The sequence below is a fragment of the Arcticibacter sp. genome (assembly GCF_045629565.1).
In the GTDB taxonomy this organism is placed as follows: domain Bacteria; phylum Bacteroidota; class Bacteroidia; order Sphingobacteriales; family Sphingobacteriaceae; genus Arcticibacter.
The window spans coordinates 39,005-54,933 of record NZ_JAZQRL010000081.1 but is presented as its reverse complement, the minus strand read 5'-3'; the positions used below and the strand labels follow the sequence as shown (position 1 = coordinate 54,933).

General features: G+C 45.5%; 10 protein-coding genes. 2 read left to right on the top strand and 8 right to left on the bottom strand.

Features of this window, described 5'->3' with window-relative positions:
• The first annotated feature begins 21 nt into the window (after positions 1–21).
• Positions 22–2,256 (top strand): formate C-acetyltransferase, encoded by a 2,235-nt coding sequence (gene pflB / locus ACKI5J_RS10315; RefSeq protein WP_407429170.1) that lies wholly within the window; start codon positions 22–24, stop codon positions 2,254–2,256.
• An 83-nt stretch (positions 2,257–2,339) separates the two neighbouring features.
• A complete protein-coding gene (gene pflA, locus ACKI5J_RS10310; protein ID WP_407429168.1) occupies positions 2,340–3,122 on the top strand; it encodes a pyruvate formate-lyase-activating protein in 783 nt (260 codons plus the stop codon).
• Positions 3,123–3,216: 94 nt separating this feature from the next.
• On the opposite strand, the gene ACKI5J_RS10305 is transcribed toward pflA, so the two are convergent.
• The 8 genes from ACKI5J_RS10305 to ACKI5J_RS10270 all read right to left on the bottom strand — a co-directional run bounded on the left by ACKI5J_RS10305 (position 3,217) and on the right by ACKI5J_RS10270 (position 15,919).
• Positions 3,217–5,358: a hypothetical protein gene (locus ACKI5J_RS10305; RefSeq protein ID WP_407429166.1), complete on the bottom strand. Its 2,142-nt coding sequence runs from the start codon at positions 5,356–5,358 to the stop codon at positions 3,217–3,219.
• A 32-nt stretch (positions 5,359–5,390) separates the two neighbouring features.
• On the bottom strand, positions 5,391–9,017 hold the full coding sequence (locus tag ACKI5J_RS10300; protein WP_407429164.1) for a DUF4450 domain-containing protein: 3,627 nt from the start codon (positions 9,015–9,017) through the stop codon (positions 5,391–5,393).
• 24 nt (positions 9,018–9,041) lie between these two features.
• Positions 9,042–10,472, bottom strand: coding sequence for a glycoside hydrolase family 28 protein (locus ACKI5J_RS10295; protein ID WP_407429162.1), 1,431 nt, complete (start codon positions 10,470–10,472; stop codon positions 9,042–9,044).
• A gap of 18 nt (positions 10,473–10,490) precedes the next feature.
• Complete coding sequence (locus tag ACKI5J_RS10290) at positions 10,491–11,561, bottom strand: glycoside hydrolase family protein (protein WP_407429160.1); 1,071 nt, start codon at positions 11,559–11,561, stop codon at positions 10,491–10,493.
• Between the two features lie 264 nt (positions 11,562–11,825).
• The gene (locus ACKI5J_RS10285; protein ID WP_407429158.1) at positions 11,826–12,419 is read right to left on the bottom strand and encodes a lactate utilization protein C; all 594 of its coding nucleotides are present in this window, start codon (positions 12,417–12,419) and stop codon (positions 11,826–11,828) included.
• 19 nt (positions 12,420–12,438) lie between these two features.
• Positions 12,439–13,806, bottom strand: a complete 1,368-nt coding sequence (locus tag ACKI5J_RS10280; protein WP_407429156.1) for a lactate utilization protein B — start codon at positions 13,804–13,806, stop codon at positions 12,439–12,441.
• Positions 13,803–14,537 (bottom strand): (Fe-S)-binding protein, encoded by a 735-nt coding sequence (locus ACKI5J_RS10275; RefSeq protein ID WP_407429154.1) that lies wholly within the window; start codon positions 14,535–14,537, stop codon positions 13,803–13,805. Before ACKI5J_RS10275 ends, ACKI5J_RS10280 begins: the two co-directional genes overlap by 4 nt.
• Positions 14,534–15,919, bottom strand: a complete 1,386-nt coding sequence (locus ACKI5J_RS10270; RefSeq protein ID WP_407429152.1) for an FGGY-family carbohydrate kinase — start codon at positions 15,917–15,919, stop codon at positions 14,534–14,536. Before ACKI5J_RS10270 ends, ACKI5J_RS10275 begins: the two co-directional genes overlap by 4 nt.
• Positions 15,920–15,929 lie beyond the last annotated feature (10 nt).

Here is a 15,929-nt window from a genome sequence, read left to right as displayed (position 1 = left end):
CGAAGAGTAATTTTTTAGATTATGAAAACAGATGTCACAGCAATTCCATTTGAACAAGGAGAATGGAACACAACATTAAACGTATATGATTTCGTTGTAAAAAACATCAGACCATATACCGGAGATTCATCATTCCTATCTGGACCTTCTGCTAAGACCACAAATCTGTGGAATGCAACTAAGGAAGCGCTTTTACAGGAAAGAGCTAACAATGGGTGCCTTGCGATAGACACTGAGACCATATCTAACATGACGGCCTTCAGGCCAGGATATATTAAACAGGACGACGAGGTGATCGTTGGCCTTCAGACAGACCAGCTCCTGAAAAGAGCGATGAAACCTTTCGGTGGCATCAAACTGGTAGAGTCTGCAGTAAAGGAACGTGGTCTTGAAGTTTCAGATCGTGTAAAAGACGTGTTTAAATATGCCAGGAACCATAATGAAGGTGTTTTTGCCGCTTACGATCCTGAGATCAGGAAATACCGTTCCAAACATGTTCTGACAGGACTTCCTGATAACTACGCACGTGGCCGTATAATTGGTGACTTCCGTCGCCTTGCTTTATACGGAGCTGACGCGCTGATCAACTTCAAAAAGGCTGACCTGGCCAGAGTTGACGGAGAGATGACTGAGCATAAAGTTCGTCTCCGTGAAGAAATCAACTCTCAGATCTCTGCGTTGAAAGATATGATCACCATGGCGGCAGAGTATGGTTTTGATGTTTCAAAACCTGCGGCAAATGCACATCAGGCTGTTCAATGGGTATACTTTGCCTACCTGGCGGCCGTAAAGGAGCAGGACGGTGCGGCGATGTCACTCGGTAATGTATCTTCTTTCCTTGACATTTATATTGAGAGAGACCTGGAGGCGGGCATTCTTACAGAAGAGGAAGCTCAGGAGCTAGTTGATCAGTTTGTTATGAAACTCAGACTGGTCCGTCACTTGCGCCCTGGTTCTTATGATGAAATTTTTGGTGGTGACCCAACATGGGTAACTGAATCTATTGGTGGCCAGCTGAATGACGGACGTACGAAGGTTACTAAAACGTCATTCCGTTTCCTTCAGACTTTATATAACCTGGGGGCTTCACCTGAGCCAAACCTGACTGTATTGTGGTCTGAGAACCTTCCTGAGGGATTCAAGAACTTCTGCGCTCAGGTGTCGATTGATACTTCTTCCATTCAATATGAGAACGATGACCTGATGCGCCCTAACCGGGGGTCGGATGATTATGGCATTGCATGCTGTGTTTCTTACCAGGAGATCGGCAAATCAATCCAACACTTCGGTGCCCGTGCGAACTTGCCTAAGGCGCTCTTGATCGCGCTGAACGGAGGACGGGAAGAACATGAAGGTACTGAGATCATCAAGGGTATCCCTGAATTACCTGAAGGTCCGCTTGACTATGATCTGGTATTGGACGTATTTAAACGTACGCTGAGTGATCTTGCAAGAGTATATGCTAAGGCGATGTTCATTATTCACTACATGCACGATAAGTATTATTATGAAAGAGCCCAAATGGCTTTGATTGATTCAGATCCTCATATTGATATCGCATATGGTGCGGCGGGTATTTCGATTATTGCCGACTCGCTGTCTGCGATCAAATACGCCAAGGTGACTCCTGTCAGAAACGAAAAAGGTCTGACTGTTGATTTCAAGATCGAAGGGGAATATCCTCAGTTTGGTAACGACGATGACCGTCCGGATTCTATCGCTCAGGAGATTACGCACTATTTCATCAATGAACTGAGAAAACACGCGACATATAAAAATTCAACTCCTACTTTGTCTTTGCTGACTATTACATCTAACGTGATGTATGGCACGAACACAGGTGCAACGCCGGACGGACGTAAGGCAGGAGAGTCTTTTGCTCCGGGCGCGAACCCGATGCATGGACGTGACAGCAGCGGAGCTATCGCTTCTTTAAATTCTGTAGCGAAGCTGAATTATAATGACGCGCAGGACGGTATATCGAACACCTTCTCAATGATCCCTAAGTCTTTGGGTGATACCCGTGAAGAACAGATTACCAACCTGGTGAACACCATGGAAGGTTACTTTAAACACATGGCTCACCACCTGAACGTGAACGTACTGAACAGAGAAACATTGATGGATGCATACAACCATCCTGAGAATTATCCACAATTAACCATCCGCGTTTCGGGGTATGCAGTGAACTTTGTTCGTCTGTCACGTGCGCATCAATTGGAGGTAATTGCGAGAACGTTCCACGAAAACATGTAACCGATTTATATATATATTAATAGTTGGAGGTCAGGTTATAAACCTGACCTCTTTTTTTTGAATTATTTTTCACATCTTACGACATGTACTTTCCATTACAGGATATTGAGGCGGCTAAGTTGAATTTTGATGATCCGGAACACTTACGGATTCATTCACTGGAAACTTTTGGAACGCATGACGGACCAGGAATTAGAATGGTGATCTTTGTTCAGGGATGCCAGTTCCGGTGCTTATATTGTCAGAATCCGGATACTCTTGACGTCCGGGGCGGCACGTTGGTGGCCATTGATGAACTGGTAGAAAGGGCCGTTCGACAGAAGTCTTACTTCGGCAAATTTGGGGGCGTGACGGTTTCGGGCGGCGAGCCTCTTTTGCAAAGAAGCAAGCTAAGCACGTTTTTTAAACGCCTTCATGCAGAGGGAATAAATACTTGCCTTGACACAAACGGCAGATTAAACAATGATCAGGTTCATGAACTTCTGGAACATACGGATTTGCTGTTGCTGGATGTTAAGCATATTAACGACGAGATTCATCATCAGCTTACCGGCCTAACCAATAAGGCCACGCTTGCTCTGGCAGACTATCGGGAGTCAACAGGGAAACGAATGTGGTTGAGATATGTGCTTGTACCTGGATGGACGGACCAGGAGGAGTATCTGGAAGAATGGGGACAACGTTTTACAGATTTCAAGACCGTTGATCGCGTTGAGATTATTCCATTTCATCAGCTGGGTCTGCACAAATGGGAATTGATGAAGATGAATTACCCATTGAAGGACACGGAAAGCCCTACAGAGGAGAGCAAAGAAAAAGCTTTGTCAATATTTAACAAGTATTTCTCCAATGTGGTGCTTAAATAGTGTGTGGACGGGAGGCTGAAGAAACTGGATTCAACCGTTACTGGTGTTAACGATATAAAAGGGCTGCCTGACGAAGGCAGCCCTTTTTGCAATACTATGGCATCTTCTTGAAGCCTTCGGAGCGTACTTTCCACTTTCCGTCTTTAGGAAAACCGGGATTGACGCCCTGACTTCCGTCCCATCCACCGGCCATCATGGCTACGGTAGTGAGGACTCCTCCATTTCCGGGCAGGTATATACGCAACCTTCCATCCTGGTAGTTATGGCCGTTTTTAAGGTAGGTGTTTGTCTGGATTTTCATAAAGAGCGCGTCCACTGCCCGCTCAGGCTTACCCAAACGGGCCGCATTCATTGCAGTCATGGGGAAGTCCCATCCCCATGTATCCTCCCATGACCATACCTTCCATACCAGGTCGAAAGTACGCTGCATGGTTGCCATATCCAGCTTCTTAGACTCAGGCACCATACCTAATGCTCCCAGAACTGCAGGATGATCAGTCTTCCAGCGATCGGTTGTATACGAATCGGGAGTGCTTTCGGTAGCCAGATATACGCCTTCAGATACCGGAAGGGGTGCGAGCTTGTTGATTACGTTATCCCATTCAGCATCTCTGCTCATACCCAGACGCTCTCTCCAGGTTTGGGCAACTTTAAGTGCCCAATCCCAGTAAGCAAGTTCGTACGTCGGGTTGAAAGTCAACTCAGCTTTAAATACTTCCTGAGCAGGAATGAGGCCTTTACCCAGGTTGTATTGATCTTTTGCTTTGTCATAGGTAGGGAAAGAAGCCATGAATTCGGCTGTGGCAAAAACGAGGTCTTTGTATTTTTCGAGAATCGCTTTGTCTCGTTTATCGCGATAGGCGAGTTCTGCCATATAGATCAGGTGAGGCTGCTGCCAGATAAGAAATGCTCCGACAGAAGATGGAGCCTCATCTCCGTTGTGATCAGTCATTTTTTGCCAGCGAACGCCCTTGAAGCCTTGTCTCTCGGCAAGCGCTTTTGCTTTACCCTGGACTTTTGCATAGTAACTAAGACTGTTTTCCATAAGGTCCACCCTGTTCCACAGCGCAAAATGCACCGCATGCCACCAATGCATCTCCAGATGTGGCTTACCAAACCAGCTGTTGAAAGTTAAGCCAGTTTCCTGAGGAGGAAACGATCCGGCACATTGTAGTTTCGTGAGGTATTGAGACAGCACCGTTCTTCTTTCCAACTCTTTGGCTCTGGGGTCGGTACTTCCAGCGAAATCAATTGCCGCACCGCTGTTCCAAAAGGCAGCCCATTGAGTTTTGCTGCTGGCTTCGCTATCCTGGTATGCAGGTACGGCAGCGGATGTCTTTTGCCCGGGACTGAACAAGCAGCTCAGCTCAAGTATGTCCGATCCTTTGGCAGGAATAACCTGGAAGGAATGTGGCGTGGAAGTTGCATTAACGGTGCCTCTATTCCATTTCAGGTTAGAGAAGTAAGTGATACCTTCAAGCTGATGCTCGATTACCGCTCCGTCTGCATTTGATGAGAGGATGGAAGATTTGTGATTTTGCGGATTAGCCCAGTTAGCACCTTCATCAAGAAACTCTGCTGTTGGGTAAGGGAACCGGAGGCCAACCTTCAATCTGCCGCTCGTAACGAGCTTAGACTTCACCCGAACTGAGACGACATCCTGATCCTGATGAACCGTTGTAGTTACTTCCACAGGGATGTTGTCTACGGTAAAGGTACTTTTGAGAACACCTGTCCAGAGGTCAAGTTCCTGCCTGATGTTTTTAACGTCAGCCATACTGATCATGGAACCATTTTGTTTCTGGATCTCAAACCCTAAATGTCCTAAATGGATGCGGTGTGGGTTTTTCCTTAGCCAGTCGGCTGCTTGTCTTTTCCTTAAGGGTTCAGACCACTGAACGGCATAGGAGATCATTCTACCGTTCAAATTGTAGTTCTTGAGGACTTCGGAGATGTTATAACCTACCGTATCTTTGAAATTGTTCCATCCCCATTCAGACTGGGTTCCGAGACTTACGCCTTTCTTGTAGGCGTCGGGAAAAGTCTGCAGGCCGGTTACATCCGCTGTAAAAGCGAACTTTCCATTTCCGAGGGACAGCGAAGTTAGTGAATCGATTTTGGTGTTGACAACATTGTGGCGTGTTACCACCGCCTGGCGATTTATCGGCTGTGCGCTTGCGAATAGCACTTGAGATAGTGCTATTCCGACGCCGTATAAAATCTTCTTTACTTTCATATAATTGGTTTTGTTAGTTAATAATTGGGCTTTTAGATCTTCTGTAATGTTATGCTCATTAATCCAATCACGACATCATTGGCCAGCGTTCTTATAGTGAGCTCTTTTAACTGCTTCTTAGGATCGAGTGGAAGATCGAGAACTGTTGCCGCCCCTCCGTCTATCCCCCGATCGGTGAATCCTTTTATGGAGATAAAATCTTTGAAGTCGCGACTAATTTGGCCGCTTTTCAAGTATACCCTAAATGGCTTGGGACTGTCTGTTGTGAAAGCGTACCCGTCATGAATATAGTCTTGCTCTATTGGCCACCAGTTTGAGGGGTTAACCAAAGGCAGACGATCGACAGTTCCATCGGTATAAGCGACCAGAACCTCCCCGTTTTCAATTCTGCTTTGCATTGGATTGGTAGATCCGGCCATAAGCAAATAAGCATGCGAAGCTGACCCCGATAAGGGAACTACGATGGAATCAGGATAGTTATCCCATTGCGAAGTGAAAGCAATGTTGCTGGCATCAGGCAATCCTGAAGTTGCCATCGGTATTCCGTTTGGAAGGACAATCTGACCACTATCTCCTGCCTTTCCTCTTATTCCACTGTCGTCTATATTAGCCGTTGTCAGGGGATAACACCAGTTTCCTATTCCTTGAGTTGGTAGCTGGAGTGTTGGGGATACGGGGCGTGGACTCAGGTACTTATTTTTGAAGATGTTGGTTACCTTATCATTAAAAACGCCTGAGAGGTCGACTGATTCAAAGCTAGCTCCTGGGTTTGGCAAAGCGTTCCAGTTGATAATATCCTTTTCGGCATAGACACCTGGTCTATACTCCACCCGCATAAGGTTCGTTCCCGCTGATACATACTCCTTAGGTACTACAATCTCTTCAGACCCTCCGGCAGAGAGTTCTACGATTTTGGATACAATCCTGCTTCCGCCCTTGAGCATAAGTTCACCTCTTACTGCAGGCCCATTATTCTTTACTGTAAAGGTAAGGCTCTCATCTTTTTGTTCAGCCGGTGCCATGAGCTCAACCGTCTTCATTACCTCGATGTCTACGGGGAGCCACCAGGCGAAATTTCCCTGATTCATCTTGAGGAAAAAAGTCTTGTGACCGTTCTCCGAGTCAATAAGGGCTTCCAGTTTATTATTTTTGAACACCGCACCCTGGAGGATCTGCTGGGGATCATAAACATTCGTAATCTTCGCATTCTTAAACTCAGCTTTAAAGAGTTCTTTGTACAAAGCCGGACTAAGAGACGGTTCCTCAAAAGATTCGCCATCCCAGGCTACTTCAATGGTGTATTTTGCGGACTTCCCTGCAAAAATCTCGAGAGATGGTGTGCCTAACGATCTTTCTGACACTTTCCAGTTAACGGCTACACCATTTACACGAACATTTTTGACACGATCAGACTTAGCCTTAATTTCCAGTTTGAGGTTCATGGGACTTTTCCGGTAAGCTTCGATGATGTACCGGTCTGTAGCATCAGTTCTCTTAAAATCGAAGGATATGTCAGGTGTCTTCAGCGAAGCGTACCCCCATGCGGATGGCAGCCCTGGACGAATTGTCAGGGTATCAGCAAGTGCATCCGGTTCTATACCGAACAAGCCTTCTACCAGCGTACGACCTGCTACACCGATGGGATCTGCAAAATCTCTGTAGAGTTCACCACGCACTGCATCGTAGAACGATAACTGCTGAAATCCACCAGGACTGGAACTTAAATACATTGATTCGAGAATATTGCTTTTCCAAAGCTTAAATGCATCTTCCGATCTCCCGGCCTGCCAGTAGGCAAGTGATGTATGGAGAACCTCTGCCAGGGCCACATTATTGACAGACCATGTATAAGGCTGCCAGTTTGTTGTGGGGAGTGTGTAGAGATCTTTATCATCAAGGCCTTTGGCCAGAATAGGAATTCTGGGAATTTGAGTATCTACATATCGAAGTGACTGGTATGCCTTAAACATGTCGGGCACCTTTGAATCAATAGCGTGATAGATGGTCCATAACCCGGGTACGGGATGCAGCTTCTTAAGTCCCAGGAGATCCTGATACTCTGCATACCATCCCTTGCGGGGCATCCATAACGTACTGTTGATGGCCTTATGGATTTTTTCAGCTTCCAGTTCGTAGGGTCTGCTGTCCTCACCAATTAAACGGGCGATCTGAGCTGCTATCTTATTTGCCCTGTAATTGTAAGAGGATGTATGTGTAACTCCGCCACCACTGTACTGCAATGCGTCGCTTGCCCAGATAGCGCAGTACGCATCATACAGACCGTCTCCATCGGTATCAAAATTACGTTTCTCCCAATCAAGATGACGTTTGATAACCGGCCACATTTCTCTGGCAACAGATAGGTCACCTGTCCATTGGAAGTGGGTCATCATCTGATCAAAGAACACGAGGTTCATATCATAATGATGAGGTTTTGTGTTATCGTTAGGGTTACGTGAAATATAGCCGCTGCTGAACATAGCATTTCCCATCTTCTCTTCCTGGCGTGCCAGGTTCAATGCGGTATCAGCAACCACCGGTCCTCTTTCCGGTTCAAGAACCTGAGACTTTGCGTAACTCCGGAAATGTTCCAGAGCCCGGTCATGCCATCCAAGTGGGTCTGCAACCGAGGCACCGCGCCAGGCGTTGAGCCTCATTCGCCATGCTACTGCCCCATGAAGGAAGGTGGGACTTTCCCATATTCCGTCAGCAGCAACAGCGAGGGCTCCACCAAGTGTATTGATATACGGATCAGGGGTGTTCACTTGGACACGTTGTGCCAGTATAGTCCTTGCCTGTTCAGCCTGTCCGTATTTTAATGCTAAATCGGAGGATTTTATCTTTCCTTTATCAGACGGTCTTTGAACTAAAATATAAGTTTCCTCATCGCTTTTTATTTTAATGGTACCTGAAACAACCGGAAATTCGGCGGCTGTTGATTTTATCAGGGAAGAGGGAGATTCCATTGCGCTAGCATCCACCAGTCGGATATCCCCATTGTCGGAAAGGACACCAGTGAGCTGCTGCGAGGAAGCATAAGTTAAAACGAAGCTTTTACCTGCTAGTTTATAATTGTTGCTTTGGCAGTTTTCAGGCTTTAGGTAGAATGAAGATTCAGGATCGGCACCTATGTCACCGTTGCGACTGAACTTTTTCCCGGAAGCACCGCCAAAAGCCCATACCAAACTAACACTCTCAGACACGCCCGAAAAAGCTGCTTTAACGATCATGCCTTCCGCATCGGCAAGAGCCAGTACGCTGACTCGCAGCGTACCTGAACCCAAAATAGGATCTTTTATCTCATAGAGCATCGATCCGGGGCGGTAGGTACTTTTGATATCTTTCGCCTGAATAATCCATTTACTGCTGGTACCTGATACAATGCCTAGCTGAAGATTACCGCCCATGCCTGGCATATACATGGCAAATTCGGGCAGGTCGCCCGCTTCAACACGGAAAGCTGTATTCGTGCCATAAAGGGCACGGTTGAATCGCTTTGTTCCGTTCACCAAAACGAAGTCCTTCCCATCGGGGCGGTAATGGACTAATCGTTCCTTCTGGTGCCACAGTTGTCCGGAAGTAAGCGGCGCCTGAGCATTTATATTACCAGTTCCGCAAAACAGAAATCCTGCAAGAACTAAAAGAGCACTTTTATACATGGGGATGAATTTGCAACCAGCTGACTATTTAGAATTTAAGCTATCTGGAAGTACAGTAACTTCTCCGTTGATTTTAACATTATCAAATTGGAGATTTTCAACGTAATCGACTTTGAACGGAATTTGAACCCCGTTGATTGTGCAATTAACCATTCTCAAGTTTTCAACAGGCGACTCTTTGTAGGCATTTACGAGCAATCCGTAAGTTCCGCCTTTTTCTACATGCATGTTTTCAACCCAAACATTGCGAATAGTTGGCATAAAATCACCAGGTGCCTCATAGAACATGTTACATCTTACGGCAGCTTCGCGGTAGGTACCAACTTTGACATCTTTCATGAAGATATTTTCAATTACACCACCACGGCTTGAGCTTGTTTTTATACGCAAAACTCTATCCAGATCAGGACTATCCATGATACAATTCACAGCGAAAATATTACGGGCGCCGCCAGAGATTTCGCTCCCTATAACAACTCCCCCATGGCCTTCTTTCATTTCACAGCCTTCGATAATATGGTTTTCTGCCGGCTTATTAATTGACCGTCCATCTTCATCTCTTCCCGACTTGATGGCAATACAATCATCGCCAGTATCAAAGAAACAGTCCTTAATCAACACATTCTTGCATGATTCAGGGTCTGCACCGTCGTTATTTGGGCCGTGAGAAATAATTTTGACACGTTCAATGGTTACATTCTCACATAATACCGGGTTGAGGTTCCACATCGGTGAGTTGATCATTTTGATGTCTGAAATCAGGATATTATTACATTTATAGGGCTGGATGAAGTTGGGTCTCAGGTAATGGCCCTTTCCAAAAATACGGGTTCTGGGATCAGTCTTTTGATGATTGAGTGCATGAAGCGAATCGCGGGCGGGTCCCTGGTGTCCTTTGCTTTCATCCCAGCCATATTGCTTTTGTCCTTTCCAATACCACCAATTCTCATTATCGGCATTTCCGTCCAACGTACCGTTTCCTGTGATTGCGATATTTTCCTCGCCGTATGCATATATAAATGAGGAGTAGTTCATTAACTCCATGCCTTCCCAGCGGGTAAATACCATCGGATAATGCTCAGGATCTCTGCTGAACAATATGGTAGTGCTATCTGCCAGATGGAGGTTGACATTGCTTTTTAAGATAATTGCCCCTGTAAGGAACTTACCAAAAGGCACAACCACACGACCTCCTCCGTTTTTATTACAATCTTCAATCGCTTTGCGGAACGCTTCTGTATTCAGTGTAACACCATCCCCCACAGCGCCGTAGGCAGTAATATCGTAGTCTTTATCTTTGAAAACCGGAGCTTTTATCAACGCTCTGATTCGCTCCATTTCTTTCAAGGGTTGTTCTGTAGAAGTCCAGACCGTTTTCTCACTTGTTGCGCATGCTGATATAAATAGCAGCAATCCAATTGCCAGCACTAAGCCTGATAGTCTTTTTGTGTTCATTATGTATGTGTTTAGAAATTATGTAATTCGCAGTATAAAAGAAGAAGCCGTTTCGTATTCTCCTCCCTGGCAGGCAGTAAAAAGATAAGCTGGTTTCCCTTTCATAAACAAGATCTGAGGACGTTCAAGCCTCCCGTAACGCTTAAGGTGTGCAGGAGCTGCAGGTAATTCCACATAGTCTTTAAGCGCTTTGTAAGCTATTTGAGGACGATTCCAGTGGACGCCATCCGAAGAGTCCAGATACAGGCCGACTTCGTGATTAAATACACCCATATCTCTGGCGAGCATCTTAAACTTGCCTTTGTCCATCCAAACGAAGGCGTCTTCAAACTGATTATTATTCCCGGTTGATGAAAAGTCGATGACTGGATTTGATGAGTGCCTGTGATAAGGCCCTTCGAGCCGATTGGATACTGCCAGGCCATATTTCCTGTTTCCCCTGATCAGAGGGTCTTTTGAGTTATAGTAATCGTTTGAGTTCCACGATTTATAATAAAGCCAATACTCCCCGTTTGGATGTTTTACAAAAGCAGGGTTAGTTGTACAATGGTCATCCCAGGCTCCTGCAATTCCTGGCTGCAGCAAAGGCTCATCTGGACGTGTCCAGGGGCCATACAACGATTTGGATGTGGCGAGGCCTATGCGTTTGGTATCGGTCTTTCCATTAGAATTACCCATGTAAAAAAGGCAATAAAGTCCGTCTACAAATTGAATATGAGGATTGTGACAAGTTGTAGCGTCCCAAAAACCTGGCCCTCTGGGTTCAAGCACAGTGTCAATCACCTTAAATTCTGCTTCGGGATGCTCAGCTACTGCATGTGCAATTTCACAGCCATTAAGCCATCCTCCCATTTTTTTGGCTGACGACCAGCGAGAGAAGAAAAGGTGAACTTTATTATCCGGACCGAGGATGGGGCTATTACACCAAACATAATATCCTTCTAACTCCAGACAACGCCCGACAGGCTCCAACTTATAAGGGAAGCCCGCTTGCGAAGCTTCTGAAAACCAATTAGATTTTGCACCCTTTGGCAAAGTGGCAAGGGCGGTTAAAACCGACATCTGATACAGAAAAGAACTTCGTTTCATAGTAAGCGGAAATTGGGTATTGCTTTATGAACTGATGATCCTTTAGATGGGTCAAATAAAAGTGTGTTTCTATTTGGTACCTTCATAATGTGTTAGGCAAAAAATGGTTATAGCGGAAATGGTTATATTATCAGCTAAAGTATCTAAATTACTGCCTTTTTTAACAACCCGTATCCTGTAGCGTCCTGTTTCGTTCTGATACTGGCCTTTGAAACAGACTTGTTACCCACATTTGCCCTATAACACGATGGTGAGGCAGAGAAGTTAGTCCCAGATAAACACTGTCAGACTCCTGGGCCCATGCGCCCCAAGTACCAGCGATTGTTCTATATCAGCAGTCTTGGATGGTCCGGCAATAAAAGCTCCGAAACCGGTGTTACTGTTGCCCAGGACTTCGTAAGCCTGATGCATGTTGTTAAGAATATCCTTTCTGTTGACGACAAGTGCGAGATGCTGACAAATAAAAGGCACCACTCGCTGCATCATGTTCGCCTCAGGAACCCAAAGCGCTGCATTTTCTGCAACGCCAAGTTGCGCCTTTAATACCGCAAGTTCGATATTTTCAAGAAGATGCGGATTTATATCGGCTATGGTAGTTTCTGCAATATCACTAAGCTCGCCGAATGAAGATACAATTCTGGCAGGCGGGATGAATTGTTGAACCACTATTTCTCTTATCTGGTCAAAATTATTTACTTCAAAGACCCTGCTGCCAATCGTCACGACAACTGTTTTAAACTTCTCTACAATTTCCTCCGCTGAAAAGGGCTCTGTGGCAGGAATTGCCAAAGAGGGTAGTGGAAGAAGATCTGGCTGATTTGCTTTCAGTGCAGTGAGAATACTATTTTTACTTGACATCCTTGTTTGTTCAGTAATCTTATGATTTCTTTCTGTTTTTTGAATACCATTCACGGAAAGACTCCTTTGGCGGCTCAGGCATTTCTCTTTCCTTATACCACGGATTTAACCTATTGCTGACTAGAGACGGAAAATTCTTCATGAACCACCGACCTGACTTACCTGCAACTTCAAAAACAGATGGGTTTGCAAAGGTGTAGGCCATTGCCTTCATACCGGCCGCTTTAACAGCATCTACGTGTCCTTCCTTAACCAAAACCTGCCGCCACTTGTACAGCTGATCATGAATATCAATTTTTACCGGACAAACATTTGAACAGGAGCCGCAGAGGGTCGATGCAAACGGAAGATCTGCGTGATCTTTCATGTCCAGATTGGGAGCTAATATAGCGCCTATTGGTCCTGCTATGGTAGTATGGTAACTATGTCCCCCGCTTCTGCGATACACAGGGCATGTATTCATACAAGAACCGCAACGAATACATTTAAGAGAATTGCGAAAATCCGGTCTGCCCAGTTGACGGCTTCTACCGTTGTCTACCAATACAATATGCATCTCCTGCCCTTGACGTGGTTTCATGAAATGGCTGGAATATGTCGTAATAGGCTGCCCCGTGGCACTTCTGGTAAGCAGACGCAGAAAAACGCTCAAGTGCTTACGTTCAGGAATAATCTTCTCGATACCCATGCAAGCGATATGAACATCCGACAAATGTGCTCCCATGTCAGCGTTACCTTCGTTGGTACAGACAACAAATTCACCTGTTTCTGCAATTGCGAAATTGACACCTGTTAATGCCACCTTCCTGGTAAGGAACGTATCCCGCAGATGCTGGCGGGCTGCTTCCGTTAAGACCTGTGGATCTGCTTCACCAGAAGCTGTCCCAAGGTGCTCATGAAAGAGGTCACCAATTTCTTCCTTTTTTTTATGAATGCAGGGTAATACAATGTGGCTGGGCGGTTCCTTAGCAAGCTGAACAATACGTTCTCCAAGATCCGAGTCAATCACTTCAACACCATTTTCGGCAAGGAAGTCGTTCAGATGACATTCTTCTGTGAGCATAGACTTACTCTTGACCATTCGATCCGCCTGATGCCTCTTCATTATGGAGAGAACGATCTCGTTATGTTCTTTCGCATCCGCCGCCCAGTGCACCTGAACGCCGTTTTTCAGAGCATTGGTTTCGAACTGTTCAAGATAAGTACTCAGATTGGAAAGTACGTTATTTTTGATTTGAGAACCGGTTTCGCGAAGCCATTCCCACTCAGGAATGGCGTGCACTGCCCTGTCTCTCTTCTGCCTGATAAACCAAAGTGTTTCGTCATGCCAGTCGACTCTGGCCTCATCTTTATTAAACTCTTCTGATAACGCTGCGTGATTTCTCATATACCGTTTAATATCTCTGCAATGTGCACAACCTTAACATTACTTTTCTGCCTGCGCAGAATACCCTCCATGTGCATCAAACAGGACAAGTCTGCGCCAGTGATATACTCTGCACCATGCTTGATATGGTCTGCTACGCGGTCTTTACCCATTTTTGCTGATACTGCTTCTTCTGCCACGCAGAATGTCCCACCGAAACCACAACACTCATCCTGCCTGTCGAGATCTACCAACTCAAGTCCATTCACCATGTTCAGCAGCCTACCTGGCTTAGAAAACGGGGGAGCCACCAGTTCTGTCATTTGTGAAAGGTGAAGTCCACGTAATCCATGGCAGCTTTGATGAACGCCTACCTTGTGCGGGAAGCTAGATTCAAGAGTTTCTACCTGAAGTACGTCTGTAAGAAATTCGACCAGCTCATAGACTTTTGTCCTCAGAACCTTCGACTCTCCAGGCTGCTTCTTTGAGTGTAAATGATCTTTAATATGAAGCGCACAGCTCCCTGAGGGAACGACAACATAGTCGAACTCGGCAAATATTTCCGTGAACAGCTCGTCACATCCTCCCGTGAGATGAGAAAAACCTGAATTGGCCATGGGCTGACCGCAACAAGTTTGTTTTTTGGGATAGACAACGTCAACTCCTAACTTCTCCAGCAACTGTAAAGTAGCGATGGCAGCATTAGGGTAAAACTGATCTACATAACAAGGTATAAATAACCCAACGGTCATAGTACTAATTCTGATGCTGAATAAAACTTCAAGTCAATAATGTTCGTCGGCAAGGCCTGGCTGTTCCAGTGTTTATGGATGGCAAGTGCTGCGCCGATCGACGTCGCTTGAGCAACTGATGCAGCAAACACTTCCATCTCTGGAAAAGCAGAAGCCAGCAGTTGCATGTAAATAGGATTTTTACTGAATCCTCCGTCCACAAATATACGCTTAACATCTGTACCTTTCAGAACAAGCATGCTTACCTGCGTCTGCAATATAATAAGATCCAGAATCAACTGGTGATATGCCTCTTCTGCAGACGTAAATTCGGCTAAATTTCTCAATTCGAAGCCAGAGGCGACAAGATCACCTGACTGTGTTGTAGTATTGACGGCTTTATGCTTTTGCCTGATAAGACCAACAACTTCAGCATTATATTTAAGGTGCTTGTAAAAGTCAGGTTGCTCAGCGAAGTGCTCAGCAATTCGCTGAGCCTGACGACCATGTTCACTGCCTGCGAACAGTCGCGAAGCTTTTACAGGCCTGCCTTTATAGCTGATATAAGACAAACAATCTTTCTTAAGCTCCATCTCCGAAAGGGGGGAATCATTAAATGGATTAAGACTCACACACCATGTACCTGTGGATAACAGCATGAAAGGCTCATGAAAGCTTGAAAGAAAAGGTATAAGAGCCGAAGAACTATCGTGCAAGCCAATTCCAGCTGCGCACGACTTACCATTCAGGTGGACTTCGAAAGCCGCATCTGACGGATAGACCGGAGCAAGCTTTTCTTCAATTCCCTCTTCACGAACCCATCGGTGGTAGGTATTTTCCTGAAAATTCCATAAACCTGTATGACATCCGATACTGGTCATATCTGTATATGCCTTTCCTGATACCAGGAAGCTCAGATATTGGGGAAAATGCAGAGAGACTTTAATCCGCTGAAAGATTTCCGGCTGTTGGTACTTAAGCCTGTACAGCTGCATTCCGGAGTTTAAGTTGCCAAGGATTGGAGATGCAGTCTCCTTGGAAAACTGAAGTTCATCTCCGTAGGTAGCATTAAACTGCTGTTGAAGATGCTCAGGATATGGTTTAAGATAATTATATATGGGTGTAAGAGGATTTCCATTTTCGTCCAGATGCACAAAAGTAGCACCATAGGCCGAGAAATTAATTCCCTTAATCTCGTAGCGTTCTAGAGCGGTAATCTCAGCAATAGTGTTTTTAATCCATGCTGTGAGCACATGAATATCTTCACACGGATCACCGTCTTCATCAACGGTTTCATTAAACTGAGCCGTACGTTCAAGGACGATCTTATACTGCTCATCAAAAAAGAAGATCTTTTTGTTGGTCTTGCCAACGTCAAACACGGCTATAACAGGAATCGGCATTGTTTATAAA

Excerpts from the sequence above, each read along its gene's own strand:
- pflB (WP_407429170.1), top strand. The coding sequence starts at position 22 with ATGAAAACAGATGTCACAGCAATTCCATTTGAACAAGGAGAATGGAAC.
- pflA (WP_407429168.1), top strand. The coding sequence starts at position 2,340 with ATGTACTTTCCATTACAGGATATTGAGGCGGCTAAGTTGAATTTTGAT.
- ACKI5J_RS10305 (WP_407429166.1), bottom strand. The coding sequence starts at position 5,358 with ATGAAAGTAAAGAAGATTTTATACGGCGTCGGAATAGCACTATCTCAA.
- ACKI5J_RS10300 (WP_407429164.1), bottom strand. The coding sequence starts at position 9,017 with ATGTATAAAAGTGCTCTTTTAGTTCTTGCAGGATTTCTGTTTTGCGGA.
- ACKI5J_RS10295 (WP_407429162.1), bottom strand. The coding sequence starts at position 10,472 with ATGAACACAAAAAGACTATCAGGCTTAGTGCTGGCAATTGGATTGCTG.
- ACKI5J_RS10290 (WP_407429160.1), bottom strand. The coding sequence starts at position 11,561 with ATGAAACGAAGTTCTTTTCTGTATCAGATGTCGGTTTTAACCGCCCTT.
- ACKI5J_RS10285 (WP_407429158.1), bottom strand. The coding sequence starts at position 12,419 with ATGTCAAGTAAAAATAGTATTCTCACTGCACTGAAAGCAAATCAGCCA.
- ACKI5J_RS10280 (WP_407429156.1), bottom strand. The coding sequence starts at position 13,806 with ATGAGAAATCACGCAGCGTTATCAGAAGAGTTTAATAAAGATGAGGCC.
- ACKI5J_RS10275 (WP_407429154.1), bottom strand. The coding sequence starts at position 14,537 with ATGACCGTTGGGTTATTTATACCTTGTTATGTAGATCAGTTTTACCCT.
- ACKI5J_RS10270 (WP_407429152.1), bottom strand. The coding sequence starts at position 15,919 with ATGCCGATTCCTGTTATAGCCGTGTTTGACGTTGGCAAGACCAACAAA.